Origin of the sequence: Streptomyces sp. NPDC087859 (assembly GCF_044742595.1) — a bacterium.
In the GTDB taxonomy this organism is placed as follows: Bacteria; Actinomycetota; Actinomycetes; order Streptomycetales; family Streptomycetaceae; genus Streptomyces; species Streptomyces canus_F.
This window is the reverse complement of record NZ_JBIUUU010000016.1, coordinates 102,735-127,370: the sequence shown is the minus strand read 5'-3', so window position 1 is coordinate 127,370 and position 24,636 is coordinate 102,735. Positions and strand designations below refer to the sequence as shown.

The 24,636-nt window shown below is 71.7% G+C and carries 26 protein-coding genes and 2 pseudogenes; 16 read left to right on the top strand and 12 right to left on the bottom strand.

The genetic code is table 11. The annotated features are described in order from the left end of the window. The first annotated feature begins 20 nt into the window (after nucleotides 1-20). Nucleotides 21-1,250 carry a PP2C family protein-serine/threonine phosphatase gene (locus tag ACIOHP_RS35120; RefSeq protein ID WP_401893746.1) on the top strand — a complete coding sequence of 410 codons (1,230 nt, stop codon included), beginning with the start codon at nucleotides 21-23 and terminating at the stop codon, nucleotides 1,248-1,250. Between the two features lie 62 nt (nucleotides 1,251-1,312). Here the strand turns inward: ACIOHP_RS35120 and ACIOHP_RS35115 are convergent, their stop codons facing one another. After that, a complete protein-coding gene (locus ACIOHP_RS35115) occupies nucleotides 1,313-2,515 on the bottom strand; it encodes an MFS transporter (protein WP_401893745.1) in 1,203 nt (400 codons plus the stop codon). 114 nt (nucleotides 2,516-2,629) lie between these two features. Between ACIOHP_RS35115 and ACIOHP_RS35110 the strand changes: the two genes are divergently transcribed. The 3 genes from ACIOHP_RS35110 (at nucleotide 2,630) to ACIOHP_RS35100 (ending at nucleotide 5,194) form a co-directional block, all read left to right on the top strand. Then, on the top strand, nucleotides 2,630-3,559 hold the full coding sequence (locus tag ACIOHP_RS35110; RefSeq protein ID WP_401893743.1) for a LysR family transcriptional regulator: 930 nt from the start codon (nucleotides 2,630-2,632) through the stop codon (nucleotides 3,557-3,559). 239 nt (nucleotides 3,560-3,798) lie between these two features. Next, complete coding sequence (locus ACIOHP_RS35105) at nucleotides 3,799-4,434, top strand: CatB-related O-acetyltransferase (RefSeq protein ID WP_401893741.1); 636 nt, start codon at nucleotides 3,799-3,801, stop codon at nucleotides 4,432-4,434. A gap of 34 nt (nucleotides 4,435-4,468) precedes the next feature. Then, nucleotides 4,469-5,194 carry a DUF2625 family protein gene (locus ACIOHP_RS35100; RefSeq protein ID WP_361551815.1) on the top strand — a complete coding sequence of 242 codons (726 nt, stop codon included), beginning with the start codon at nucleotides 4,469-4,471 and terminating at the stop codon, nucleotides 5,192-5,194. Nucleotides 5,195-5,223: 29 nt separating this feature from the next. Here the strand turns inward: ACIOHP_RS35100 and ACIOHP_RS35095 are convergent, their stop codons facing one another. Further along, nucleotides 5,224-5,571 carry a hypothetical protein gene (locus tag ACIOHP_RS35095; protein WP_401893739.1) on the bottom strand — a complete coding sequence of 116 codons (348 nt, stop codon included), beginning with the start codon at nucleotides 5,569-5,571 and terminating at the stop codon, nucleotides 5,224-5,226. 133 nt (nucleotides 5,572-5,704) lie between these two features. Between ACIOHP_RS35095 and ACIOHP_RS35090 the strand changes: the two genes are divergently transcribed. Next, a complete protein-coding gene (locus tag ACIOHP_RS35090; RefSeq protein WP_401893737.1) occupies nucleotides 5,705-6,871 on the top strand; it encodes a barstar family protein in 1,167 nt (388 codons plus the stop codon). On the opposite strand, the gene ACIOHP_RS35085 is transcribed toward ACIOHP_RS35090, so the two are convergent. From ACIOHP_RS35085 to ACIOHP_RS35065, 5 genes and pseudogenes are all read right to left on the bottom strand, one after another. Beyond that, nucleotides 6,807-7,394 (bottom strand): hypothetical protein, encoded by a 588-nt coding sequence (locus tag ACIOHP_RS35085; protein WP_401893735.1) that lies wholly within the window; start codon nucleotides 7,392-7,394, stop codon nucleotides 6,807-6,809. The genes ACIOHP_RS35090 and ACIOHP_RS35085 overlap by 65 nt on opposite strands. A gap of 247 nt (nucleotides 7,395-7,641) precedes the next feature. Further along, nucleotides 7,642-7,944: pseudogene (locus tag ACIOHP_RS35080) on the bottom strand (serine hydrolase domain-containing protein); the annotation flags it as partial. Nucleotides 7,945-8,028: 84 nt separating this feature from the next. After that, complete coding sequence (locus ACIOHP_RS35075) at nucleotides 8,029-8,697, bottom strand: hypothetical protein (RefSeq protein WP_401893734.1); 669 nt, start codon at nucleotides 8,695-8,697, stop codon at nucleotides 8,029-8,031. A gap of 23 nt (nucleotides 8,698-8,720) precedes the next feature. Next, the gene (locus ACIOHP_RS35070; RefSeq protein ID WP_401893732.1) at nucleotides 8,721-9,524 is read right to left on the bottom strand and encodes a class I SAM-dependent methyltransferase; all 804 of its coding nucleotides are present in this window, start codon (nucleotides 9,522-9,524) and stop codon (nucleotides 8,721-8,723) included. Between the two features lie 20 nt (nucleotides 9,525-9,544). Beyond that, nucleotides 9,545-10,462 carry an EamA family transporter gene (locus ACIOHP_RS35065; RefSeq protein ID WP_361551821.1) on the bottom strand — a complete coding sequence of 306 codons (918 nt, stop codon included), beginning with the start codon at nucleotides 10,460-10,462 and terminating at the stop codon, nucleotides 9,545-9,547. A 39-nt stretch (nucleotides 10,463-10,501) separates the two neighbouring features. Between ACIOHP_RS35065 and ACIOHP_RS35060 the strand changes: the two genes are divergently transcribed. Continuing rightward, entirely contained in the window at nucleotides 10,502-11,026 is a 525-nt protein-coding gene (locus ACIOHP_RS35060; protein WP_401893730.1) for a MarR family winged helix-turn-helix transcriptional regulator, read from the top strand. Nucleotides 11,027-11,049: 23 nt separating this feature from the next. Here the strand turns inward: ACIOHP_RS35060 and ACIOHP_RS35055 are convergent, their stop codons facing one another. The 5 genes and pseudogenes from ACIOHP_RS35055 to ACIOHP_RS35035 form a co-directional block, all read right to left on the bottom strand. Beyond that, nucleotides 11,050-11,217, bottom strand: a complete 168-nt coding sequence (locus tag ACIOHP_RS35055) for a zinc-binding dehydrogenase (protein ID WP_401893891.1) — start codon at nucleotides 11,215-11,217, stop codon at nucleotides 11,050-11,052. A 341-nt stretch (nucleotides 11,218-11,558) separates the two neighbouring features. After that, nucleotides 11,559-11,711, bottom strand: a pseudogene (locus ACIOHP_RS35050) (alcohol dehydrogenase catalytic domain-containing protein); the annotation flags it as partial. A gap of 415 nt (nucleotides 11,712-12,126) precedes the next feature. Beyond that, nucleotides 12,127-12,846 carry a DUF1775 domain-containing protein gene (locus ACIOHP_RS35045; protein ID WP_401893728.1) on the bottom strand — a complete coding sequence of 240 codons (720 nt, stop codon included), beginning with the start codon at nucleotides 12,844-12,846 and terminating at the stop codon, nucleotides 12,127-12,129. Between the two features lie 57 nt (nucleotides 12,847-12,903). Continuing rightward, a complete protein-coding gene (locus ACIOHP_RS35040) occupies nucleotides 12,904-13,530 on the bottom strand; it encodes a hypothetical protein (protein ID WP_401893726.1) in 627 nt (208 codons plus the stop codon). Nucleotides 13,531-13,612: 82 nt separating this feature from the next. Further along, nucleotides 13,613-14,125: a hypothetical protein gene (locus tag ACIOHP_RS35035; RefSeq protein ID WP_361551836.1), complete on the bottom strand. Its 513-nt coding sequence runs from the start codon at nucleotides 14,123-14,125 to the stop codon at nucleotides 13,613-13,615. Between the two features lie 225 nt (nucleotides 14,126-14,350). Here ACIOHP_RS35035 and ACIOHP_RS35030 point away from each other — a divergent pair, with 225 nt between their 5' ends. From ACIOHP_RS35030 to ACIOHP_RS34985, 10 genes are all read left to right on the top strand, one after another. Next, the gene (locus tag ACIOHP_RS35030) at nucleotides 14,351-15,652 is read left to right on the top strand and encodes an extracellular solute-binding protein (RefSeq protein ID WP_401893724.1); all 1,302 of its coding nucleotides are present in this window, start codon (nucleotides 14,351-14,353) and stop codon (nucleotides 15,650-15,652) included. Between the two features lie 7 nt (nucleotides 15,653-15,659). Continuing rightward, nucleotides 15,660-16,562, top strand: a complete 903-nt coding sequence (locus tag ACIOHP_RS35025; RefSeq protein WP_361551842.1) for a sugar ABC transporter permease — start codon at nucleotides 15,660-15,662, stop codon at nucleotides 16,560-16,562. Continuing rightward, nucleotides 16,559-17,440 (top strand): carbohydrate ABC transporter permease, encoded by an 882-nt coding sequence (locus tag ACIOHP_RS35020; RefSeq protein WP_401893722.1) that lies wholly within the window; start codon nucleotides 16,559-16,561, stop codon nucleotides 17,438-17,440. The genes ACIOHP_RS35025 and ACIOHP_RS35020 overlap by 4 nt, the downstream gene beginning before the upstream one ends. Nucleotides 17,441-17,445: 5 nt before the next feature. Next, nucleotides 17,446-18,813, top strand: a complete 1,368-nt coding sequence (locus tag ACIOHP_RS35015) for a carboxylesterase family protein (protein WP_401893721.1) — start codon at nucleotides 17,446-17,448, stop codon at nucleotides 18,811-18,813. Between the two features lie 8 nt (nucleotides 18,814-18,821). After that, complete coding sequence (locus ACIOHP_RS35010) at nucleotides 18,822-19,952, top strand: ROK family protein (RefSeq protein WP_401893889.1); 1,131 nt, start codon at nucleotides 18,822-18,824, stop codon at nucleotides 19,950-19,952. A gap of 54 nt (nucleotides 19,953-20,006) precedes the next feature. Continuing rightward, on the top strand, nucleotides 20,007-21,533 hold the full coding sequence (locus tag ACIOHP_RS35005) for a GMC oxidoreductase (protein WP_401893719.1): 1,527 nt from the start codon (nucleotides 20,007-20,009) through the stop codon (nucleotides 21,531-21,533). A gap of 14 nt (nucleotides 21,534-21,547) precedes the next feature. Next, nucleotides 21,548-22,156 carry a nucleoside deaminase gene (locus ACIOHP_RS35000; RefSeq protein WP_361551853.1) on the top strand — a complete coding sequence of 203 codons (609 nt, stop codon included), beginning with the start codon at nucleotides 21,548-21,550 and terminating at the stop codon, nucleotides 22,154-22,156. Next, on the top strand, nucleotides 22,153-23,091 hold the full coding sequence (locus ACIOHP_RS34995; protein ID WP_401893717.1) for a sugar phosphate isomerase/epimerase family protein: 939 nt from the start codon (nucleotides 22,153-22,155) through the stop codon (nucleotides 23,089-23,091). The genes ACIOHP_RS35000 and ACIOHP_RS34995 overlap by 4 nt, the downstream gene beginning before the upstream one ends. Before the next feature lie 9 nt (nucleotides 23,092-23,100). Then, nucleotides 23,101-23,448, top strand: coding sequence for a VOC family protein (locus tag ACIOHP_RS34990; RefSeq protein WP_401893715.1), 348 nt, complete (start codon nucleotides 23,101-23,103; stop codon nucleotides 23,446-23,448). Between the two features lie 184 nt (nucleotides 23,449-23,632). Beyond that, the gene (locus ACIOHP_RS34985) at nucleotides 23,633-24,571 is read left to right on the top strand and encodes a hydrolase (RefSeq protein WP_401893714.1); all 939 of its coding nucleotides are present in this window, start codon (nucleotides 23,633-23,635) and stop codon (nucleotides 24,569-24,571) included. The last annotated feature ends 65 nt before the right edge of the window (nucleotides 24,572-24,636 follow it).

Here is a 24,636-nt window from a genome sequence, read left to right as displayed (position 1 = left end):
GGCAGTGAGGCGGCAGTGCCATGGCGGACGCGGGGATCGACTACGCGGCGGTGTTCCAGGCCCTGCCCGGCATGGTGGCGGTCCTGACACCCGATCTGGTGTACGTGGACGCCAACGAGGAGTTCGTCCGTATGTCCGGCCGCAGCCGGGAGCAGCTGGTCGGGCACTACCTCTTCGACGTCTTCCCGGACAACCCGGAGGACCCGGGCGCCTCCGGCATGCGCAATCTTGCCGCCTCCTTGCAGCGTGTCCTGACCACCGGCGAGCGCGACACCATGGCGGTGCAGCGCTACGACGTCCGGTCCCTGGAGCTGCCGGGGCGCTGGGAGGAGCACTACTGGAGCCCGGTCAACGCCCCCGTGCTGGGCCCCGACGGCGAGGTCGCTCTGCTCGTGCACCGGGTGGAGGAGGTCACCGAGTTCATCCGAGACCGCGGCGGGCCCGTCGGCACCCGGGCCCGGGCGCTGGAGGCCGAACTGTACATCCGTGCCCGGGAGTTGCAGGAGGTCAACGAGCGCCTGAGAAAGGCCCACGCCCGTGAGCGTGAGGTCGCGCTGGCGCTCCAGGAGGCCATGCTGCCGACACCCAAGCTGAAGGGGGACCACCGGGTGGCCGTGCGCTACCGGCCCGCGGTCGGCGCGCTGAACGTGTGCGGTGACTGGTACGACCTCGTGGACCTGGTCGGCGGCGACCGTATCGGTGTCGCGGTCGGTGACGTGGTCGGCCACGGACTCGCGGCGGCCTGCGTGATGGGTCAGCTGCGCAGCGCGCTGAGCGCCGCCTCGCGGGTGGCCGAGGGTCCCTCGCAGGCCCTCGACGTCCTGGGGCGCTACGCGCACGTGGTGGCCGGCGCGGAGTCCGCCACGGTGGTCATCACCTTCATCGACTTCGACGTCCGCACCGTCACCTACAGCAGTGCGGGGCATCCTCCGCCGGCCCTGGTCCACGCCGACGGCAAGGTCGAGTTCCTCGACGCGGCCACGGACCCGCCGCTGGACGCCAGCCCCGACCCGGTCCCGCGACCGCAGGCGACGACCTCCTTCACCGACGGCTCCACCCTGGTGCTCTACACCGACGGCCTGGTGGAACGCCGCCGCGAGGACATCGAGATCGGTCTGGGGCGCCTGGCGGACTCCCTCACCCGCCACCGGGACGCCGATCCGGAGACGCTGGCGGACGCGGTCCTGGAGGAACTCCTCCCGCCGGAGGGGGCCACGGACGACACGGCCCTGATCGTCGTACGGCTGTGAGGAGCGCGCCTGCGGGGAGGGCCGGGGCGGCGCGTACGTCCCGGAGGTGATCCGCTGCCGCGTCAGGCCGACGGCAGCGCGCGCCTGCCGAGCAGGAGGGGCGTGGCGAGGAGGAGGAGTCCGGCCACGGCGATGGCGGTGCGGGCGCTGGTGAGGGTGGCCAGCAGGCCCCAGAGCGCGGTCAGGGCGGCGATGGTCAGTTTGGCGCTGATGGACCAGGCGGAGAGTGTGCGGGCGACACGGTCGTGCGGGGTGTGTTCGAGCCGGTAGGTGGCCAGAACCGGATTGAAGACGCCGATGCAGGTGATGAGCCCGAGCTCGACGACCATGACCAGCAGGAGTCCGGGCACACCGGGACCGACGAAGGCCAGCCCCAGCGGCCAGCACACCCGCAGGGTCCCGGCGGTCACGAGGACCTCGTGCCGGCCGAACCGCGCGACGAGCCGCCGGGACAGCCGAGCGCCGATCAGCCCGCCGACGCACGGCACCGCGAAGGCGAGGCTGTACTGCCAGGGTGCGAAATGGAGGCCGCCGAGCATGAGGACGGAGAGCAGCGGGGCGGCCACCATGATCAGCCCGTTGACGAGGACGGCGTTGAGGAACAGCGGGCGCAGCACCGGATCGGTGAGGATGAAGCGCCAGCCGTCGAGCAGGTCACCGCTCCTGAGCCGGTCTCCCGTCTCGGGCCGTATCGGGCGGGTCTCCTTCTTCCCGCCCATGGCGCGGATCCCGACCGCCGAGAGCAGATAGCTGACGGCGTCGGCGACGACGGTCACCACAGGGCCGAGCAGCCCGATCGCCGCGCCGCCGAGGGGCGGCCCGATCATGGTGGTGGTCCACATCGTGGCCTCGAACCGTCCGTTGGCGGTCAGCAGATCCTCCGGCGGCACCAGCGCCTTGAGGCAGGCGCCGGACGCGGCGGTGAAGGTGATGTCGGCCGCGGCGACGAGCACCGACACAACCAGAAGTTGTACGAAGCTGAGCCGATCGAAGGCGTACGCCACCGGGACGCTCAGCAGCAGCGCGCACCGGGCCAGATCCATGGCCATCATTACCGGCCGCTTACGGCGGAACTCCACCCACGGCCCGAGCGGCACCGCCACCACCGCCCCGACCGCGAGCCCCGCCGCTGCCAGCACCGACACCTCGGCCGGACCTGCGTGCAACACGAGGATCGCGATCAGCGGAAAGGCATGGAGAGCCAGCGCGGTGCCGAGCGCACTGACGCCGTACGCGGCCCACAACCACCCGAACGCCCGCCCCATGCCGCCGCCTCTCTCCCTGGTCCACGGACATCCAAGCGGTCGACGGATCCAGAGATCAAACAACCCCCGAGCGGCTCGGACACAACCAGGGGTTGTGGCTCTACGATGGCGGCCATGGACCTCGATGCCGTGCGGACGTTCGTGACGGCCGCGGAGACGGGACGGCTCCAGGACGCCGCCACGGCCCTGGCGGTCACCCAGCAGGCGGTCTCCAAGCGCGTCGCCGCGCTCGAGAAGGAGCTCGCCGTGCGGTTGTTCACGCGCACCCCGCGCGGAGTGCGGCTCACCATCGACGGTCAGGCGTTCCTGCCGCACGCCCGGGCGCTGCTCGACACCGCGGAGCGGGCCATGGCCTCCGTACGGCCCGGCTCCCGTGCTCTGCGCGTGGACGTGATCGGCCGCCGGCTGGGCCCGGCCGCGCTGCTGCGCGGTTTCCATCGCGCGTGTCCCGAGATCGAACTCGACGTGGTCACCCTCTTCGACGCCAAGGAGGCACTGGCCGCCATCCGGTCCGGGACGATCGACGCCTCCTTCCGCGCCGTCACCGTCCCCGCTCGCCGGCTCCCCGACGGCATCGACGCGGCGCGGGTCCACGACGAGCCCGTCCAGCTGCTGACCGGGCCACAGCACGCCCTGGCCACGGCCCGCGCGGTCACCCCGGCCCAGCTCGCCGGGCACCGGATCTGGATGCCGGGCCTGGTCGCCGGTACCGAATGGGCGTCGTACTACGACGAGTTCGCCACGGAGTTCGGTCTCACCATCGAGGCGACCGGACCCGACTTCGGCACCGATCCGCTCCTGGACACGATCGCCGACTCCCCGCAGCTGGCCACCCTGGTCGGCGAACAGACCCGCATGGTCTGGCCCACCGACCAGGACCTGCGTCGCATCGCGCTGCGCGACCCGGTGCCGGTGTACCCGCACTCACTGATCTGGCGGTCCGACAACCCCCACCCCGCCCTCGCGAGGCTCCGTGCCTACCTCGACAGCACGGGGCCGGGGCGCCCCGACGCGGAGACCTGGGCGCCGCACTGGGCGCGGTGAACCGGCAGGGGGTGTCGCGAATCGCTACGGAGTGCCGGCCGACCCGTTCCGCCTGCGGATCGTCATGCCGACCCTCGGCCAAGCAGTAGGGCAGCACCTGGTGCGCCGATCCAGCCGTGACCGGCGCCGCCGCCCGAGACGGCCACCGCGGCTCGGCGGGAATTCGGTGTCGCCGGGCCCGGCCCACTGCGATCGTGGCTCCGGACCCCCGGTACCCGGATCAGCAAGGAATCGCCACCATGCCCGTACCCGCCGACCCCACGGTGCTTCATCCGATGCCCGAGCAGCCGCGTGTGGTGCTGCTCAAGCCGTTGGTGAAGTCGCCGCTCATCGAGGTGGGGGAGTTCTCCTACTACGACGACCCGGAGGACCCGACCGCCTTCGAGACGCGGAACGTGCTGTACCACTACGGGCCGGAGAAGCTGGTGATCGGCAGGTTCTGCGCACTGGGGACGGGGGTGCGGTTCATCATGAACGGTGCCAACCACCGTATGGACGGCCCTTCGACGTTCCCCTTCCCGACCATGGGCGGCTCCTGGTCCGAGCACTTCGACCTGCTCACCGGACTGCCGAACCGGGGTGACACGGTCGTGGGCAACGACGTCTGGTTCGGCCACGGCACGACGGTGATGCCCGGCGTACGGATCGGTCACGGCGCCATCATCGGCACCGGCGCGGTGGTCACCACCGACGTCCCCGACTACGGGATCGTCGGCGGCAACCCGGCCCGCCTCATCCGCACCCGGTACAGCGACGAGGACATCGCCCGGCTGCTGGCGGTGGCCTGGTGGGACTGGCCGCTGGAGCACATCACCGAACATGTCCGGACGATCATGTCGGGCACCGTCGCCGACCTGGAGGCGGCGGCCCCCTAGAGCCCGCCCCTCCGAGGGCTGCGATCATCCTCGGATGCGGGAGATCGACGAGCTCACACGGGTGGACGACCCGGCCTGGCCGGAACTCCGGGAGGCGTTCGCGGGCAGTGCCGTCCCGGTGCGGGTGCTCGCCGCCGACCCGGCCGAGGGGCGTCGGAGCGTGCTGCAGATGCAGGTCACCGCACGCTCCACGCTCGGCGCCCTGGCCTGGAACTGCGGCGGACTGGTCCTCGACGACGGCTGGGTACGGGTCTTCGGCGGCGGCTCCGACGCGAGCGGCGGCCTGCCGAGCCTGGCCCAGGTCAACCGCTTCCCCGACGCGTTCGACCCGGACTGGTCTCCCGAGGCCGGGCTCGTGGTGGGCCAGGACGCGCTGGGAGGTGTGTTCGCCCTGAACGGTCATGATCCCGCAGCGTCCGGACGCCCCGGTTCCCCGGGCCGGATGACCTACTTCGCGCCCGACACCCTGGCGTGGGAGGCGATGGACATGGGCCACTCCTCATGGGTGCACTGGCTGTTGTCCGGCCGCCTGGAGACGTTCTACGACGGGCTGCGGCGGCCCGGCTGGCGCGAGGAGGCCGCCGCGCTGGATCTCTCGCAGGGCATCAGCGTGTTCCCGTTCCTGTGGACCGAGGAGGCCCACGCCGATCTCGCCGCGAACAGCTGGCGGGCCGTGCCGATGCGCGAAGTCCTCGGAGTGGCCGCCGACTTCGCCCGGCAGCTGGGCCCGGCCGACCCGGGGTTCCTCGGCGCCGTATGAGCAGGACCGCCACGTGTGAGTGAGGCCGCTCAGTCCCCGACGAACACGAGATAACTGCCGGGGGTCGTGGCGCAGTCCTCCAGACACGCGGCGAGGTCCCGGACCGCAGCGGTCTGAGCGTCGTCCGCGCAGCGGTTCAGCAGATCGGGGATCTCCCGGAGCGCGGCCTCGGCCACCTGCTCGTTGAAGAGGGTGTCCCTGTACGGGTCGACCATCCAGAGCTTGCCCGAGGTGTTGGTGGGCAGTTCGGAGATCAGCCCGGCCAGCGCCTCGCCATGCTCGTGGGACTGACGGATCAGCGTCGGCTTCGGCTTCTGCTTCTGACGCCGCTTGGGCTGGTGCGGCCGCCCGTTGTGCAACTGCAGATCTATCCCCATGGCCCGATTCTTCCGTGGTCGCCGCCGGAATCGGTAACTAATTGAGAGGCGCGAACCGCGCCCGGGTGAAACGCTTCCGTGGACCTGATCCCAAGTGCGGGTCGGGTGCGGGTGGTTCGAGTGTGGGGGATGGGTGCGGGGCGCGGAGCATGCGGTCTGGGAGCGGGATGTCCCGGTCAGATATCTGCTGGTTCAGGAGGACGCGGACGGCGAGGAGCGGTACTGGGGACGCTGTGCCGCTGTCGAGGGCCTGTTCGTCGACAAGGTGCCGCCGCCGCGTGAGGTTCTGACGCTGCGGGGCTGCACTCCCGAAGGCCCGCTGCGGGACGCCCTGTTGTCGGACAGTACGGGCACCGGGCTGCTGGGTGACCTGTGTGTCGAGGTCTGGGACGAGGAACAGCCGCTGCAGTGGTGGACCCTGGCCGACACCGTCGTACTGGCACACCGGCCGAACCGGAGCCATCCGGCACTGGTGGATGTCGTCGTGGGGGCGGGCGTCGAAGAGGAACACGCCTGGGAGCACACGCGGCCGGCACAGCCGGTGTTCAAGGTGTTCGCAGGGACCACCGCGGGGGCCACGCCCGCCGGGCAGTGCCTGGACGTGGAGGGGCTGTTCGTCTCCCGTTACGGCCGGGGGCCGGTGCCGATGCACCTCCTCGGCTGTGAGCCCGCCGAGCCGCTGCGCACCGTACTGAGCCGACGGCGCAAGTGGGACAGGGACTGGGTGGGGCTGTGGGCGCTGGACCAGCACGGCCGGGTGATGTACCGCCACCACGTGTATCTGCGCATCGAGAAGGCACGTCCGTCCGTGCTCGGCGCCGACCTCCTCGACATCACGCTCACCGACGGCGGCGACCAGCGCCCGTTGGCGGCCCGTCCGATCTGGGAGACCTGGTACCGGGGAGCCCCGACGGTCCGTAATCAATGGGCTCCCCACACGACCGAGGGCCGGTACGAGTGGCTCGAACTCACCGCCACCGGTGTCGGCGAGCCGCACTTCGACCGCTCCGGTGGCGTCCACCACCTCGACGGCGCCTTCGTCACCGACGAGCCCGGCCTGCACTGTGCGATGGCCGAGGCGCTGGTGGGTCCGGGCGGCTACTTCGGGCGTGAGTGGAACGCGTTCAGGGACTGTCTGGGCGGTGGCTTCGGCATCGCCGCGCCCTTCACCCTGATCTGGCACGGCTCCCACATCGCACGGCAGGCCTTCGCCGATGACGTGTCCGAGGAGGGGCTCACCTACTTCGAGGAGATCGTCCAACTCCTCGAACGCCGTGGCGCGACGGTCGAACTGCGCTAGAACTGGGGCCTGTTCGGTCCTCGCCCCCGACGGTCAGGTCGTCTCCCAGGGCCGTGGCGATCCGCACGGCGCGCGCGTGGTCGTCCAGTCGGCGGGTCAGATACGCGCAGGCGTGCCGGTGCCGCAGTGACCACCAGGCGGCGGAACCGCCGATGCCGCCCTTGACGATCTTCCCCTCGTCGTGGCCGGTGACCTGGGAGGTGAGGAGCTCTGAGTGCAGCCGCGGGCCCAGGAGTTGACGTACGGGTCCGTCGTCGTCGGTGAGGCGGGAGAAGAAGGCCGCGGTCGAGGTGGCCGTCGTCTGGAGGTTGGCCGCGCCGAACACCGACTGGCGCCAGGCCCGGGAGTTGGTCCGCTCCGTGTCCAGGGCGCCGTGGGGGATCCGCAGCCAGGGCGCGGCGGGCAGTTGCTCCGGCCAGTCGGGGTGCGCGTACTCGAGGTCGGCGACGCGGTCCAACGCGCCGTCCGGTACGCCGAACCAGGCGTCGAGGTCCAGTGCCGGCCGCACGACGTCGTTGAACATCGCCCCGAGCGTGGTGTCGGCGGCCGCGCGCAGGATGCCGTCGACGAGATGGCCGTACGTCAGGGCGTGTTCGCGAGCGAGGTGCCCGGGACGTACTCCGGTACCGCCCGCGCCAGGCTGTCGCGCAGCCCGGCGTCGTCCAGCAGGCCGAGGTCCGCGGCCTCGGCGGGGAAGCGGGGCTGGCCCGCGCGGTGGTGAGGATCTGGCGGAGGGTGGTCGCCTCCTTGCCGTTGCTCCCGTACGCCTTCCAGTACGTGCCGACGGGCTCGTCCAGCGCCAACACCCCCTCGCGCACCGCCACCAGCGCCGCGAGCGTGACGAAGGTCTTCGACAGCGAGTACGGCATGACCAGTGTGTCCGCCCGCCACGGCCGACTCCGCCCGGCATCGGCCCACCCCGCGCTCAGCCGCGCCACCTCCCGCCCGTCCCGCCAGACCGACAGCCCGGCCCCGGTCTCCGCCCCGTCGTCCACGAGCCGTTGAAAGACCCGCCGCACCTCGGCGTACCCGTCCTCGGCGAAGCCGTCGACGCCGGCAGGGTTCTCGGACATGGCGGTCACCCTCCTTGTGCCGTGCGGGAGTTCCTCTCGACGGAACATACCCGGGGAGGGTATATGGGACAAGGTTCCGGGCACTCACTCTTCGTCGTCGACACCCCCTCTCAGGCCCCACTCGTCGAGGCCGGAGTAGATCAACGCCGTACGGGATTGGGGAGCCGAAAGACAGTCGGCCTCACCGTTGAAGATCGCCACGAGCGAGTCGGTGCCCCGCCACCAGGTGTCCGCCAGCCCTCTGACCTCGCGCACCGGCTGGTAGCCGTCCAGCGAGATGGCCTCGACCTCGTCGCCGGTCACCTTGGTGATGCACTTGGCCCACAAGGCCGCGTGGTAAGCCAGGGCGAGGGACTCCACCCACCCCTCGATCGTCTCGTGCAGGGGGGTCCAGCGCCACGAGTGGATGCCGAACTCCCCGCCGGGTCCGATCATGAACGAGAAGGGCACCGAGCACCGTTGGTCCCCTGCCGCGAACCACCAGCCTTCGTCCCCGGAGCGCACCGGCACATCGGGATTCAGATAACTGGGCCCACCGTCGTAGCGCGGATACGGTGGCAGTACGAGGCCGCCCCATTGGCGCTGAAACGCCACGACGCGGTCTATCTCCTCCGCGGGGATGCCGAACTCGAGCCACGCCTGCCGGTTTTGCTCCCTCGATTGGACGTCGACCTTGACGCAGTCGCTGCCGATGAAACTGCGGGCGCGCAGGGTCAGCCCTTTGGGGACCTTGTCGGAGAGGTTCAGATTCACCGGGCGGACACTACCGGGTGCTGTCAGTGATCCGGCTTGCTCCCCCGTACGGCCCACGCGCGGGCTTTCAGGGCGATCGTCCCGTCGGCCCCGGCCGGTACCCGGTCGTGCAGCGTCCGGCGCAGCCGTTCCCGGGTGGCCGGTGAGAGGGTGGCGACGTAACCGGGGGCGGGGCCCTGGCCGGAGAGGAACGGGGACCACAGGTCGTCGAAGTGGGGGAAGAGGGTGGTGATGTCGATCGGTGCGACCGTCACCCGGGTCAGCCCGGCCTCGTCCCACAGGTCGCGCAGTGCGGTGGGATCGCAGAGCGGGAAGCGGCGGCTCTCGTCGTGGGCGGTCGCCGAGGGATCCACGGTTGTCGCGGCAGCCCAGAAGTGGCGCAGGAACTCCATGCCCTCGGCGTAGTCCCACACATAGGCGGCGACCAGGCCGCCGGGCCGCACCGCGCGCGCCGCCTCGGCGAGCGCGGCGCCGGGCGTGGGGAGGAAGTTGATGACCAGTCCGCTGACGGCCACGTCGAAGTCCGCGTCCCGCACGGGCAGGGCACGGGCGTCCGCCACGGCGAAGCGGGCCGGTTCGGGGGTCGAGGCACGGGCCGTGGTGACGAACCCGGCGGACCCGTCCAGTCCGAGCACCGTCCGGGGCCGGCAGCGGACGGCCACCGTGGAGGTGAGCGCGCCCGAGCCGCATCCGATGTCCAGCCACCGTGCGCCGGGCGGGCAGGGGAGCCACGCCACGAACTCGTCGGCCACGAGCCGGCTCCAGCGGCCCATGTACCGCTCGTACGCGTCCCCGGCCGCCCATACGTCGAAGCGTCGTTCGGTCACCCCTCAACCTTGCACCGGTCTCACCGGCGCTCGCAGGCGGAGGGCTCGGGTGCGGGAGGCGTGAGGGTTCGCGGACGGGAGTCCCGTCGGCCCGGGCGCGCGGGCCTGCCCAGCACCACGCCGATCAGCACGAGCGCCAGCCCGCACAGTTGCCGGCCCGTCATCGCCTCGCCCGCGACGGCCGTGCCGAGCAGCACACCCGTCACCGGGTTGAGCAGCCCGATCAGGCCCACGGTCGCCGCGGGCAGATGGCGCAGTCCGGCGAACCAGACGGTGAAGGCCAGCGCGGTGGCGACCAGGGAGACGTAGCCGAAGGCGAGAAGCGCCGACGGGGAGAGCGTGGGTGGTGGGCCCTCCACGGCCGCGGCGACCGGCAGCAGGAACACCGCCCCGGCGGTCAGCTGCCAGGCCGTGGAGGCGAGCACGTCCGTACCGGCGTTCCACCGCTTGGTCAGGATGTGACCGAAGGCCGACACCAGCATCGCCCCCGCCGAGGCGAGGACGCCCGGCACGTTCACCCCGCCCTCCCCGGTGAGCAGCATCAGGCACACCCCGCCGAGCCCGACCGCCGCGCCGGTCAGGTGCGCGAGGCCGGGCCGCTCGGCGACCAGCGGCCAGGCGATGAGCATCATCGTCAGCGGGGACATGGCCATGACGGTCGAGGCGATGCTTGTCGGAAGCAGCTGGGAAGCGACGTAGACGAGCACGAAGAACACGCTCACATTGAGCAGCCCCAGTACCGCCGACCGCCACCACCACGCCCCACGCGGCAGCTTCCGGCACAGCGCGAGCAGGACGAGCCCGGCGGGCAGCGCCCGCAGAGCGGCCCCGTACAGCGGACTGTCGGCGGGGAGGTACTCGTGCGTGACGTAGTAGTTGGTGCCCCAGGCCACCGGCGCGACCGCGGTCAGGGCCACCCAGCGCGCATTAGCTTCCATGGAAGCCAATATAGCTTCCCGGGAAGGTATTGTGACCGCATGGAAGAACTCGACCGCGTGGCCCGCATCCAGGCCGACTGGCGTCGTGAACGGCCGGACGTCGACGTCACCCCGCAGGGAGTGATCGGCCGGCTGCACCGCCTGGCCGACCGGCTCACCGAGGAGCTCTGCCTCGTCTACGGCGACTACGGCCTGAGCGAGGGGGAGTTCGACGTCCTGTGCGCCCTGCGCCGCGCCGGCGAGCCCTACGAACGGGCGCCCGGCGAGCTCGCCGCCCACACCATGGTCACCACCGGCGCGATGACGAAGCGGATCGACCGCCTGGAGCGCGCCGGACTCGTCACCCGCCGACGCGCCGCCGACGACCAGCGGGGCCGGATCGTCGCCCTCACCAGGCCCGGCCGCGACCTGATCGACCGGGCCTTCACCGACCACATGCGCAACGAACGCCGGCTCCTGGACCTGCTGACACCCGGCGAGGCCGAGACCCTCGAAACGCTCCTCACGACCTGGCTCGCCCGGGCGGAGTCCCCCGGCGGTCGGCAGGGCGCGCGCACCGACTGACGCCGGAGCGGCCGAACGCCGCTTCAGACCGTGACGACCAACTTGCCCCGCGGATGCCCTTTCTCCAGGTGGCGTACGGCGTCGGCCGCCTCGGCCAGGGGATAGGCGCGGTCGATGACCGGAGTGATCGCGCCCGTCTCGACGAGAGCCCTGAGCGTGAGGAGGTCCTGCTGCCGGGTGACCGCGAACACCGGTCGCAGGCGCTGGCCCACGAACGCGGAGAGGACCAGACCGCGGACCCACCGGTCCAGTCCGCCGAGCACGGGGCCCGCGTCCTCGCCGGGGGACCGCAGACGCCGGTGACCTGGGCGCCGTAGTGCGCCGCGAGCTGGACGGCGTACGTCCCCACCCCGCCCGACGCGCCGATGACGAGGACCTTCTGCCCCGGCCGGGGGCGCGCCACGTCGAGGGCCTGGAGGGCGGTGACGCCCGAGACGGGCAGGACGGCGGCCTGTTCGAAGGAGAGGCTCGCCGGCTTGGCGGCGAGCTGTCCGGCCTTGCCGCGCGCGTACTCCGCGAAGGAGCCGTCGCACTGGCCGAAGACCTCGTCGCCGGGCTTGAACCCGGTCACCTCGGCGCCCACGGCCTCGACGCGTCCGGCGGCGTCCCAGCCGCGCACGGTGTGGGCGGGGCGGCGCAGTCCGAGCTGAGGACTGAGCCGGGCGATGTAGGGCCGTCCGGTCATCAGGTGCCAGACGCTCGGGTCGACGCCGGCGGCCCGCACCTCGACGAGCACCTCGTCGTCGCGGGGCACGGGACGGTCGATGTCCCGCAGGTGCAGTGTGTCGGTGGAGCCGTAGGCGTTCTGGACGATGGCCTTCACAGGGGCTCTCCTTGACCGCCGATTGGTCGGGATTCCCTCGGATCGTCGCGGTGAACCGTGCCGCCGGCCAGTGCCCGGGGTAGGACTGCGTCAGGAGTCGAGGAGAGGGTGGACGCGATGCGCAGGATTCCTGTCCGGGCCGTCCAGGTGGTCGGAGTGCTCGCCGCGGTGGTGGTCGCGTTGTGGCTGGCGACGTTGCTCGTCAAGAACTTCTGAGGCAGGGCCCCCGCACCGTGAACTGCCGTGGATGCGAGGGCCCTTGGAGCGTGCCGCCGGACTACTGCTGAGCGCCGCCCCGTCGGCGTACGACGAGGAAGACCGCCCCGGCCACGAGCAGTACCGCCGCCGCGATACCGATCCACGCGCCCGTGGACAGACCGCTGTCCTCGTCCTGTTCGGTGTCGGCGGCCTGCGGGGTGGAGGAGACGCCGGTCTCCGTGGCGGTCGGCGTCGGCGTCGGCGTGGGCGACGTGCTGGGGGTGGGGCTCACCGTGGTCGCGCCCGGGGTGGCCGCCTTCAGTTCGAGGACCGGGGCCTCGTTGCCGTGCCCGTGTCCGTGGCCGTCGTCGGACTCGCCCAGTTCGATCCAGCGGTCGACCTTGCCGTCGCTGTAGGTCTGGAGCGTCTTGAACACCAGCTCCTTCGCGTCGGGCAGCTGCCGTACGACCACCGAGTGCTCGGCGTCGCCACCGACCTTCACGGCCGGACCCTTGACGGTGTAACCGTCGTTCGTGGTGGCGAACTTCCAGCCCTCGGGGCCGTCCTCGTACGTCACGTCGGACGGGGCGATGCCCTTGGGCAGGATCACCCGGAGCTGGGTGATGCCGGCGGTCGCCGACTCCGACTCGGCGGTGAAGGTGAGCTCGACGTCCTGGGCGAGGGCCTGTGCGCCGTCGGCCTCGACCTCCACATGGGCGGCGGCCGGAACGGCGCTGAGCAGGACGGCGGTTGCCGCGGCCGCGGTGGCGACGGCGAGGCGGCGGGTGGTGCGGGACATGGGTGTCTCCAGGCAGGGGGGTGCGCCGGGGCGGCCTCAACAGGCCTCCCGGCTGGGTCAGTTGGCTTCGGCCGACCCGAACGCGGGAGGACCGCGCCGTACCACCGCATACGCGAGCACCGGACCGGTGGCCGCGCACCATCCGGTCTCCATCGGCACGAGCACCGGCGGCCGGAGCCGCACCGCCGTCCGGGGCCGTGTGAACAACGTGTGCGCGGCGGCGACATGGGCACGCGCCGCGTCGAACACCGCGGCCACGCCACGCGCGAGGGTCCAGCACGCCGCGTCCGCGCGGTGCAGCAGCACCGCGACGAGCACGGCGGCCACGGCGTGGGCCGCCGCCATGGCCACGGAGTCGTACGAGGCCGTGTGGGCGCCCTGCATGCGGTGACCGTGCTGGTGAGCGGGCGGCCGCGCGTGCGCGCCGAGGGTCAGCCACAGGTGCAGCCCGGACTGGCCCACGACACTGCAGGCCACGACCGTTGCCATGCGCCGGGGACGGCGTACGCCGACCAGCCCCAGACCGAACAGCGCGGCGGCCACGACCGAGCCCCGCGCCCACGGTACGGCGCCCTCGGCGGCCAGATGGTGGGCGCTCACCCCCAGCACCGTGCCGACGACGGCGAACACCGCGGCCCGCAGGACGGGCAGGGGCGCTGGACGGTGCGTGGCGGGTGGGTGCATGACCTGCTCATCTTGGGCCATGGGTCGCTCGGCGCGCAGGCCGGTGGGCAAATGAGATGGACGCCTCGGCAGTGTCAGGGCGTCACAACTTGAAGACGACGCCGCGCCACGTCCAGCCCGCGCCGAGGACCGCCGCGCGCAGCGGGTCCTTGAGGTCCGCGGGATCGAAGCGGAACACCTCCGTCTTGTGCATCCGGCCGTCGTCCCCGCGCTCGTACGTCCATTGCCGGCTGACCATGGAGACCTGCCCACGCGAGTACTCGCGCGAGATGGCCAGCCGGGGCGTCTCCCCGACCCAGGTGACCTGCCACTGCTCGTCGACCGCCCGCACCTCCTGGTCGTCCGGGACCAGGCGCATCCGCGTCCTGAGGGTCGACGTGAGCTGGGAGCGGGCGAAGAAGGTGTGCCAGGCGGGTTCCTCGATCCGCCACTCCGCGACCAGGTCGGCACGCTCGTCGGGCCGGGCGTCGCGCACGACGTACGGCACGTCGGGCCGGTTGACGGCGAGCAGCGCGGTCCTGACCTCCTCGGTGGAACGCGGTGCGGTGCCGCGGTCGGGGTGGCGCGTGCCGGTCAGCTTGTCGAAAAGGCCCATCGGGTCAACTTACGGCCCGCTTCGTCGGCATGTCACTGGGCGGCGTGCTTGCCGGGCCGCTGCCCGGAAGCGGCGCCGGAGCGCACGGCGCCTCGATTTCGCTACAAGTTCCGAAATTATTCGCGACGGCTCCGTGCATATGGCCGAAATGCATGCCTCGTAGCTTCGTCCTCGGGTCCGCCGGACCGAAAACGCTACTTCCCCCTGAAATCCCAGGAGCCCAAGGTGCCCAACCTCTCCAGACGCGGTGCCCTGAAGCTGACCGCCGGCATGGCCGTCCTCGGCACCCTCGGCCTCACCGGCTGCGGACGCGAGGACGGCGCCGCCGCCGCGAAGTCCTCCGCCTCGCCCATCGGGGACTCGCCGGCCACCGGAACCGTCACGGTCTGGGCCGCGCAGGGCGACGCCGATGTGCTCGACAAGGTCATCAAGCCGTTCAAGACCGCCAACCCCGACGTCACCGTGAAGTTCACGCTGATCCCGAACGCCGACTACTACACCAAGCTGCAGTCGGCGGTCGCGGCGGGCAAGGGGCCCGACATCGCCCAGTTCTTCCCCGAGTCGCAGGCCCAGTTCCTCGACCCGTCGATCCTCCAGCCGGTGCCGGGCGGCCTCGTCGACCCGAACAGCTTCTTCAAGAGCCTCTGGGACGCGGGCGTCGTCGACGACGTGGCCTACACGGTGCCCTGGTACGCCTATACGTACGCCCTCGTGTACCGCTCCGATCTGGCCAAGAAGGCGGGCGTCGAGGCGCCGGCCACGTGGGACGAGATGGTGCCGTTCTTCAGGGCCCTCCAGAGCGCCGGCGCCAAGCACGGCCTCGCGGCCGACATCGGGTGGGACATCTTCAACGGCCAGGACGTCGCGATGTACGCATGGCAGGCGGGCGGCTCGCTCCTCTCCGCCCGCGGGAAGTGGACACTCGACACCCCGGCGATGATCGACGCGCTCAAGTACAACGCGTCGTTCTTCACCTCGGGCGTCGCCGACACCGCCACGCCCACCTTCCTCGACGCGCAGCCGTACTTCGTCAGCGGGAAGACCGCCACGATGATCACCGGTCCGTGGGTGGTCGGCCAGCTCGACACCGCCGCGAAGAAGGACGGCTGGACCGCGTCCCACGTCGCCACCGCACCCCTGCCGGCCGGGTCCTCGGGCAGCGTCTCCTTCTCCGCCGGCGGCAGCTGGGGCGTCCTCGCGGACAGTGCCAACGCGGACGCCTCGTGGAAGCTCGTCCGGCACATGGCGCAGCCGAGCACCCAGGTCGCGCAGTACAAGGCGTACAGCTCACTGCCCGCGGTGGTCTCCGCCTGGGACGACTCCGCGATCAAGGGGCAGCCGCTCCTCGACGCCTTCCTCACACAGCTCAAGAACACCCGGACCTTCCCGCGGGTCAGCACCTGGCAGCAGGTCGCGACCCGGATCGGCAAGGAGATGGAGGCCGTCGCCCGGGGCACGTCGACCGCGGAGAAGGCCGCCGCGGGCATCCAGTCGTACGCCGACAGCCTTGGCACGGGCGCGAAGTGAGCCGCCCATGACCACCACCTCCGTGGCGCGCCCCCGGCGGCGCGCCCGCCGTACCGCCGTCGCCTGGCTGTTCCTCGCGCCGTTCGCCGTGGTGTTCCTGGTCTACACGGCCGTCCCCACCGTCGCCGCGCTCGGCTTCAGCCTCACCGATCTGCGGGGCACCGACCTCAAGCATCCGTTCGCGGTCGACTTCACCGGCCTGGACAACTTCGTCCGGCTGTTCCAGGACGACAGCTTCCTGCGCGACATCCTGAACACGGCCCTGTTCGTGGCCGTCGGCGTGCCGCTGACCATGGTGATCGGCTTCGCCCTGGCCGTGGCGCTGAACTCCGGCATCCGCCGTCTGCGCGGCACCTTCCGCACGCTCTTCTTCGCGCCGGTCGTCACCAACGTCGTAGCGGTCGCCCTGATCTGGCAGTACGCCTTCTCCGCCGACGGCACCGTCAACAGAGGGCTCGGCGCCGTCGGCCTCGCCGGGCCGAACTGGCTGGACGACCCGAACCTCGCCATGCCCGTGGTCATCCTGCTCGGCGTCTGGCGCAACTTCGGCACCGCGATGGTGCTGTTCCTCGCCGGTCTGCAGGCCATCCCGGACGACGTGTACGAGGCCGCCTCCCTCGACGGGGCGGGGAAGTGGCGGCAGCTCCGGCACATCACCCTGCCGCTGCTGCTGCCCACCACCTTGATGGTGTCGGTGCTGCTGACCGTCTTCTACCTCCAGGTCTTCGACGAGCCCTATCTGCTCACGGACGGCGGCCCGCTCGGCTCCACCGAGTCCGTGGCGCTGTACACCTACCACCAGTTCGGCGCCGGCGAGTTCGGGATGTCCTCGGCCGCGTCGTTCGTGATGCTCGTCCTGGTGGCCCTGGTGAGTCTTGTCCAGTTCCGACTGCTGAGGCCCCGCACATGACCGCTCTCGCCGCGCTGCGGAACACTTCCACCACCACCGATCTCCTCGCCCCGCGCCGCCGGCCCGTGCCCCGGCCACTGCTGTACGGCGCGCTGGTGCTGTGCGCGCTGCTCACGGCGCTGCCCTTCTTCTGGGTGCTCAGCGGCTCGCTGCGCAGCCTCGACGAGATCCGCTCCGACCCCGGCGCCTGGCTCCCGCACCACGTCACCTTCGACAACTTCCTGCGGCTGTTCCGCACCGAGGGTTTCGGCCAGTTCATGGTCAACAGCGTCGTGGTCGCGGCCATCGTCGTGGCCGGCAACGTCGTCGCGGCGTCGGCCGCCGGATACGCGCTCGCCAAGCTCGACTTCGCGGGCAAGAGGCTCGCGTTCGGCGCGGTCATGGCGGCGATGATGGTGCCGTTCACCGCGGTGTTCGTCACGCAGTTCGTGATCACCGTCGACCTCGGTCTCGCGGACACCCTCACCGGGATCGCCCTGCCCGGCGTGGCGATGCCGCTGTCCGTCTTCATCATGCGGCAGTACGCGATGTCGATCCCCGACGAACTCCTCGAAGCGGCCCGGATCGACGGCGCGGGCGAGTTCCGGATCTTCTTCAGGATCTTCCTCCCGCTGTCCGGCCCCGCCGTCGCGACGATCACGATCATGTCGTTCCTCGCCTCGTGGAACAACTTCATCTGGCCGCTCATCGTCGCCCAGAGCATGGACACCTACACCCTGCCGGTGGGCCTGGCCGCCACCAGCCAGGCGGCCGCCAACGTCAAGGACTACGGCCTGCTCCTCGCCGGTGCGATCGTCGTGATGCTGCCGGTGCTGCTGCTCTTCCTGTTCCTCCAGCGCTACTTCGTGCAGGGCATCTCGGGAACGGGAATGCGGTGAGCGTGATGAACTCCCTCGACGCGCCGGGCGAGCCGGTCACGGTCCGCGCTCCGGCCGGCACGATCACCGGTCGCCGCCATCGTCAGGTACGCCGCTTCCTCGGCATCCCCTACGCCCAACCACCCACGGGCGTACGTCGGTTCGCCGCGCCCGTCCCACGCGGCCGGTTCCCGGAGCCGTACGACGCCTCCCGGCACGGCCCGACCGCCCAGCGCGTGCCGCTGTTCGCTACGACCACCGTGCCCGAGCCGTCGGTGCCGGGGGACGACGTGCTGAACCTCAGCGTGGTCGCCCCGGCCGCGGACGACGACCGCGGGCCCTTCCCGGTCATGGTGTGGATCCACGGCGGCGGGTTCCTCGCGGGAAGTCCGGCCGGCCCCTGGTACGACGGCCGCGCCTTCGCCCGCGACGGCGTCGTCTGCGTCACCGTCGGCTACCGGCTCGGCGTCGACGGATTCGCCGTACTGGACGACGTCCCCACCAACCTGGGGCTGCGGGACCTGCTGCTCGCCCTCGACTGGGTGCGGGAGAACATCGCCGCCTTCGGCGGTGATCCGGACCGGGTGACCGTCGCAGGGCAGTCGGCCGGGGGCGCGGCGGTGCTCGCGCTGCTCTCGTCGCCGGCCGGCCGTGGCCGCTTCCAGCGGGCGGTCAGTCTGTCCGGCGGGTTCTTCGAGCCACGCGCGGTCCGCGCGTTCCTCGGGCGGCTGGGGGAGCGGCTCGGTGTGCCCGCGACGCGCGCCGGATTCGGCGCCCGCGGCGTTGCGGACCTCCAGCGGGCCGTCCTCGACCTGCGGGACGAAGCAGGCGACGACGCGCTCGTGCTGGGCCCGTTCGTCGGCGACGACATCCTCCCGGTGCCGGTCGTGGAGGGTCTCGGCGCGCACGGGCATGACGTACCTCTGCTGCTCGGTGCCACGGGGGACGAGTTCGACAGCGGCCCAGGTCCCGTTCACGGAGCCCGCGCGGCGGGCACCCGTCGCACCGACACCCTGTTCCGCGCCGCCTGCCCCCGAGCCGCGGCGGCCCGTCGCGCCGCCCGCGCCGACACCTGGCTGTACTCCTTCGAATGGCCCTCGCCCGTGCTCGGAGGCGCCGCCCACTGCGTCGACATCCCGTACTTCTTCGACGTACTCGACGCGGGCGGGATCGCCGAGGCCCTCGGCACCGACCCGCCCCAGGAGCTGGCCACTTCCATGCACGCCGACCTGGTCGCGTTCCTCCACGGCGAGGAACCGGACTGGGCACGCGCGACCGGCGTGCCCGGCGACCCGGCGCGCGAGTACGGCCGTACCGGTGCACCGCTCGTGGCCGACACCACGGGCGTGTTCGATCCCGTCGTACGGCCACTGCCCGAGGCGGCGACGTGCTGATGTCCGGGATGAACCAGAGCGCCGTCCGACGCGTCAACACCTCGGTCGTGCTGCGGGCGCTCGCGGTGTCGGCCGGGCCCACGACGCTGACCGCGCTCGCCGGTCAGGCCGGTCTTTCCCGCCGTACCATCGAACTCATCCTGGACTCGCTCGTCGAAGCCGGCTGGGTGGCGGAGCTCGACCGGGTCCCGGTCAGCGGCTCGGCCGGCAGGCCCGCCCGGCGCTACGAACTACGCGCCGAACACGCCCTGTTGGCCGCCGTGTGCATCACCACCTCGGGCGCGTCCGCGGTCGTCGCCGATGTGCGCGGACGCATCCTCGGCAGGGCCGAGGGACCACTGCGCGCCTACCAGGACCCGCAGACCACGCTCGACGACGCGGCGGCGCTGGTCCTTCGGGCGCTCGACGACGCGGGCGGGTCGGTGGACCGGCTGCGCGCCGGAGCGGTCGCCGGTGGCGGCGCCATCGACGACGAGGGAGTCGTACGGCGGCTGGTGCACACGAAGCACTGGGAGGGCGTGCACCTCCCCGAGGAACTCCAACGGCGTATCCCGATGCCGTGGTTCGCGGACAACGACACCAACCTCGGTGCGCTCGCGGAGCGTTGGCGGGGCGTGGCCGGCGACCACGACAACGTCGTCTGGGCCATCCTCGGCAACCGCACCGGTCTCGGCATCCTCATACGGGGCGCCGTGCACCGCGGTCTCGACGGCGCGGCGGGCGAGATCGTCGAGGCACGGTCGATACCGACGGCCTCGGTCGAGAACCACCCCGTGGCTTGGCTGAGTTCACCCGAACCGGGACAGCGGGCCGTCGCCCTCGCCCGCTGCGAGGCCGCGAGATCGGGCGAGGCGTCCGCGCTCGCGGAGGTCGACGAGTTCGTGGAGAACATGGCGTCGATCCTCACCATCCTGTCGTGGACGGTCGCCCCCTCGCTCATCGTGCTCGGCGGCGGCCTGGAGGACGCGGCCGACGTGCTGCTGCCCCGGGTGCGGGAGGCGATGCGCGACGCCCGCGCCCCCGAGATCGAACTGCGCGCCACCGTCCTGGGCCGCGACGCGGCCCTCGTCGGCGCCGTGAAGCTGGCCCTCGACCGCATGGACACCGAACTGTTCGGCCCGCTCGTCCCGCGCGCGTGACGGCAACCTCCCACTCTTCTCCCGCACCCGTGGCACAACACATGGAGTCTCACCTTGACCGACACCCCCCGCACCGACGTCCTCGTCGTGGGCAGCGGCATCATGGGATCCGTCGTGGCCCGGCAGCTGCGCGACAGCGATCCGGCGCTGCGCATCACCATGGTGGACGGCGGCAGCACGATCGGCGCGGCTCCCGGCCTGCACCTGCACGACCTCGACGACCCGGACCTGTGGGCGCGCTACAACGAACGCGTCGCCACCGGCATCCAGGGCATGTACACCGGCGCCGAGGTGGTGCGCGAGGTCACGGGCAGCCTCGCCGACCTGACACCCGGCATGTTCCACGCCCTGGCCTTCGGCGAGGACGCCGAGGCGATGCCCCAGGCGGCGCTCGCGTGGAACGCGGGCGGCATGGGCGTCCACTGGACCGCCGCGACCCCCTGGCCCGCCGGGGACGAGGTGTTCGACTTCGGTGACCCGGTCGGCTGGGCGACGGACCTGGACACCGCGCGCCGGATCCTCGCCGTCACGCCCGCCGCGATCGGCCCGACCGAGGTGGGGAGCCGGGTCCTCGACATCCTGCGCCGACGCTTCGACGGCGTGGGACCGCAGGACCGGCGACCGCAGCCGATGCCCATGGCCGTCACCCCGACCGCGTCGGGCCCCATGCCCCGCACGGCTCCCGGGACGATCTTCCCCGCCCTCGCGACCGGCGGCGACCGCGCCTTCACCCTGCTGACCGGCACGGTCGTGACCTCCCTCCTGGCCACGGACGGCCGGGTCACCGGTGCCCGGCTGCGCCGCGTCGCCGACGGCGCCGAGTCCGAACTCCACGCCGACACCGTCGTGGTGTGCGCCGATGCCCTGCGCACCCCGCAACTGCTGTTCGCCTCGGGCATCCGGCCCCCAGCGCTCGGCCGCCGCCTCAACGAGCACGCGTTCATCACCGCCCGCGTCCTGCTCGACCTCGACCGGTTCGGCATCGACCTCGACACCCTGCCCCTGCCACGCCCCGGCGAGTTCAGCACCGACTCGCTCTGGCTGCCGCACAACGGGCCGGCCCAGCCGTTCCACGGCCAGATCATGAACCGCACCTACGTCGACGACGGCGGCCGCCCCCTCGCCCACTCCGTGGGCCTGTCGCTCTACGCCCCCGTCGAGTCCCGCCCCGAGAACCGGCTCGTCTTCTCCGACACCGAGACCGACCTCGCCGGAATGCCCCGGATCACCGTCGAGTTCGGCTACTCCGACACCGACCGCACCCTGATCGACCGAGCCCTGGCCGAAGTCCGTTCGCTGGCCGAGGAGTTCGGGCCCTTCGACCCGGCGACCGAGAGCGCGCTGCTCCCGCCCGGCTCGTCCCTGCACCAGACCGGCACCGTCCGCTCCGGCACGGCCGACGACGGCACCAGCGTGTGCGACCAGGACGGCAGGGTGTGGGGCTACGACAACCTGTACCTCGCCGGAAACGGCGTCATCCCCACCGCGATGGCCGCCAACGTCACCCTGACCGGCGCGGTGACCGCCATCCGGGCCGCCCGCGCCGTGACCGTACGCAACACCGCACTCGCCGCCCACTGACAGGAAGCCCCACCGTGATCGACATCGCCAAGCAGTTCCACCTGGCCCTGCCGGCCTGGATCGACGACGAACTGGCCGACGTGCCCGCCGTCATCCCCGACCGCGACGAGCGGATGCGCCTCGTCCACCGCATGGCCGACCGCAACTGGCGCGAGGGCAACGGCGGCCCGTTCGCCGCCCTTGTCGCCGAACGGGACACCGGCCGGATCGTCTCCGTCGGCGTGAACGTCGTCCTCGCCTCGGGAGTCTCCAGCGCCCACGCCGAGGTTCTCGCGCTCGGCCTCGCCCAGACGGCGACCGGCGGCTGGGATCTCGGCGGCGAGGGGCTCCCCGCCCATGAGCTGGTCGTCAACTGGCGTCCCTGCATCCAGTGTTACGGCGCGACCATGTGGTCAGGGGTGCGCGGACTCGTCGTCGCCGGCGAGGGTCCGGAACTGGAGGAGATCACCACCTTCGACGAGGGCCCGCTCGGCGCGGACTGGGCCCGGCAGTTCGAGGCACGCGGCATCGAGGTCGTGGGCGACGTGCTCCGGGACGAGGCTCTCGCCGTGTTCCGCGACTACCGCAAGGCCGTCGACGCGGGCGACGGGGTCGTCTACAACGCCCGCGGAGGTGCCGAATGACGACGCCGCGTTTCGCGACCGACATCATCACCTTCTACCACCCGGACTTCTGGGGCCTTGCCTCGGCGGACGCCGTACGCGAGTGGGCCCGGGCACACCCGGAGCTCTTCTGGGCCCGGGTCATGGACGTCCTGGGCGACGCCGGTGTCACCGGGATCGAGCTGACCTTCGCGCCCGGCGACATCGACTCCGCCCTGCGCGCCTTCGGCAGTGCCCCCGCGTTCCGCGGCGAGCTCGCGGCCCGGGGCCTGTCCGTCGTGAGCGCGTTCATCGCGGGCAGTGACGCCCCCGACTGGCGGCACGGCGACAACCTGCCCGCGATCGTCGCCGACGCCGAACGCCGGGCGGCCTTCCTCGCCGAGGCCGGCGGTGAACTCCTCGTCGCCGGGCTGCCGATGCGGACGACGTACGGGACCCGGCCGCCGTTCTTCGTCGACGCCGCCTACATGACCCGCATGGCCGACATCGCGCACGTGGTAGGCGAGGCCGTCGCCCGGCAGGGTGTGAAGCTCGCCTTCCACACGGAGTCCCACAGCACGCTCTGGTACGAGCGGGACATCGACCTGTTCATGGCCCTGACCGACCCGCGCTACGTCTGGCTGTGCCCCGACTCCTGCCACATCGCGCTCGGCGGCGGCGACCCGGTGGCCGTCGCCCGCCGCCACGCCCCGCGGATCGCGCTGGCCCACTGGAAGGACGCGGTACGCCCGATCGACGTCCACCTCACCGTCGACGACACCATCTACGCCCAACAGCAGCCGTACATGACCGAACTCGGCAACGGCATCGTGGACTGGCCGGGCTGGGCCGCGGCGATGTCCCGCACGCCGGGTGCCGGCACGGTGCTGATCGAGTTGGACGAGGCGGCCGATCCCGTGGCCGCGCTGCGGGCCGGAACGGCCGTGGCGAGGGCGGCGTGGAGCGCGAACGCCTAACATGGGCGGATGTCCCTCGACCTCTTCGCAGGCATTCCGGTCAGCGACTACACGGCGGCCCTGGCCTGGTACGAACAACTCCTCGGCACCCCAGCGGCGTTCTTCCCGAACGACACGGAAGCCGTCTGGGAGCTGGCGGAACACCGCTACATCTACATCGAGCAACTCCCCGCCCGCGCCGGCAACGCCCTCCACACCCTCTTCGTCGACGACCTCGACACCCGCGTCGCCGCCATCGCCGACCGGGGCCTGCGACCCGCGAGGCGCGAGACCTACTCCAACGGCGTCCGCAAGATGACCTACCACGACCCGGACGGCAACGAGATCGGGCTCGGGGGCGGTCCTGTATCGACGTAGTGCGCGGGGAAGCCTGCCGGGGTAAGAGCTCTACGTGAACCCCCAGCGGGCCCTGCCGCCCGTCTGGATCTTGTGTGTAGCGTCCAGCCTTGTGTCGAGCGGCGGTCGTGCAACCGCCGTTCTACGCGCGCAGATCCGGCGCCCGCACCGCCTCCCGCTCCCCCCACCCCTGGAGGTTCACCGCATGCTCGGCCTCGGCACGTCCCCCCGCAGATTCACCACCGCCGTCACCGTGTTCGGACTGCTCGCCACCGGCGCCGCGGTCCAGGCTTCCACCGCCGGTCCGGCGGCCGCCGCCACCACCCACCGCGTCCTGTTCGACAACGCGCACGCCGAGACGGCCGGCAACGCCGACTGGATCGTCTCCACCAGCCAGCCCGACCCGACCGGCGAGGACTCCTCGCCCTCCGGCGAGACGGACTGGACGGGCGCGCTGTCCTCCTGGGGTGTGGCGCTCCAGCAGACCGGCGACTACACGCTGGACACCCTGCCGTCGGGCTCCGGCCTCACCTACGGCGGCTCCTCGGCGACCGACCTGTCGAACTTCGACACCCTCGTCCTGCCGGAGCCCAACACGCTGTTCACGACCGCCGAGAAGACGGCGATCATGAACTTCGTGAAGAACGGCGGCGGCCTGTTCATGATCTCCGACCACACCGGCGCCGACCGCAACAACGACGGCGAGGACGCGGTCGAGATCCTCAACGACCTGATGACGAACAACAGCGTCGACTCCACCGACCCGTTCGGCCTGTCCATCGACTCGCTCAGCATCAGCTCCGGCTACCCCGCGGCGATCAGCGACAGCGCCGACCCGGTGCTGCACGGCTCCTTCGGCACCGTCACCAAGAGCCTGATCGCCAGCGGTACGACGGCCACCCTCAAGCCCGCCGACAACTCGGCCGTCAAGGGGCTTCTCTACCGCAGCGGTCATTCCGGCACCACCGGAGCCTTCTTCGCGACCAGCACCTTCGGCAGCGGAAAGATCGCCTTCTGGGGCGACAGCTCCCCGATCGACGACGGCACCGGCCAGTCCGGCAACACGCTCTACGACGGCTGGAACGACACCGGCGCCACCAACGCGGCGCTCGCGCTGAACGCCACCGAGTGGCTGTCCTCGTGACACCGGCCCGCTGAGCCCGCACAAGGGGGATGGCGGGTGCGGTCCCGGAAGCCTTCCCGGGGCCG

Coding starts and splice junctions, on each gene's coding strand:
- ACIOHP_RS35120 (WP_401893746.1), top strand. CDS start 21: ATGGCGGACGCGGGGATCGACTACGCGGCGGTGTTCCAGGCCCTGCCC.
- ACIOHP_RS35115 (WP_401893745.1), bottom strand. CDS start 2,515: ATGGGGCGGGCGTTCGGGTGGTTGTGGGCCGCGTACGGCGTCAGTGCG.
- ACIOHP_RS35110 (WP_401893743.1), top strand. CDS start 2,630: ATGGACCTCGATGCCGTGCGGACGTTCGTGACGGCCGCGGAGACGGGA.
- ACIOHP_RS35105 (WP_401893741.1), top strand. CDS start 3,799: ATGCCCGTACCCGCCGACCCCACGGTGCTTCATCCGATGCCCGAGCAG.
- ACIOHP_RS35100 (WP_361551815.1), top strand. CDS start 4,469: ATGCGGGAGATCGACGAGCTCACACGGGTGGACGACCCGGCCTGGCCG.
- ACIOHP_RS35095 (WP_401893739.1), bottom strand. CDS start 5,571: ATGGGGATAGATCTGCAGTTGCACAACGGGCGGCCGCACCAGCCCAAG.
- ACIOHP_RS35085 (WP_401893735.1), bottom strand. CDS start 7,394: ATGTTCAACGACGTCGTGCGGCCGGCACTGGACCTCGACGCCTGGTTC.
- ACIOHP_RS35065 (WP_361551821.1), bottom strand. CDS start 10,462: ATGGAAGCTAATGCGCGCTGGGTGGCCCTGACCGCGGTCGCGCCGGTG.
- ACIOHP_RS35060 (WP_401893730.1), top strand. CDS start 10,502: ATGGAAGAACTCGACCGCGTGGCCCGCATCCAGGCCGACTGGCGTCGT.
- ACIOHP_RS35045 (WP_401893728.1), bottom strand. CDS start 12,846: ATGTCCCGCACCACCCGCCGCCTCGCCGTCGCCACCGCGGCCGCGGCA.
- ACIOHP_RS35040 (WP_401893726.1), bottom strand. CDS start 13,530: ATGCACCCACCCGCCACGCACCGTCCAGCGCCCCTGCCCGTCCTGCGG.
- ACIOHP_RS35035 (WP_361551836.1), bottom strand. CDS start 14,125: ATGGGCCTTTTCGACAAGCTGACCGGCACGCGCCACCCCGACCGCGGC.
- ACIOHP_RS35025 (WP_361551842.1), top strand. CDS start 15,660: ATGACCACCACCTCCGTGGCGCGCCCCCGGCGGCGCGCCCGCCGTACC.
- ACIOHP_RS35020 (WP_401893722.1), top strand. CDS start 16,559: ATGACCGCTCTCGCCGCGCTGCGGAACACTTCCACCACCACCGATCTC.
- ACIOHP_RS35015 (WP_401893721.1), top strand. CDS start 17,446: ATGAACTCCCTCGACGCGCCGGGCGAGCCGGTCACGGTCCGCGCTCCG.
- ACIOHP_RS35010 (WP_401893889.1), top strand. CDS start 18,822: ATGAACCAGAGCGCCGTCCGACGCGTCAACACCTCGGTCGTGCTGCGG.
- ACIOHP_RS34995 (WP_401893717.1), top strand. CDS start 22,153: ATGACGACGCCGCGTTTCGCGACCGACATCATCACCTTCTACCACCCG.
- ACIOHP_RS34990 (WP_401893715.1), top strand. CDS start 23,101: ATGTCCCTCGACCTCTTCGCAGGCATTCCGGTCAGCGACTACACGGCG.
- ACIOHP_RS34985 (WP_401893714.1), top strand. CDS start 23,633: ATGCTCGGCCTCGGCACGTCCCCCCGCAGATTCACCACCGCCGTCACC.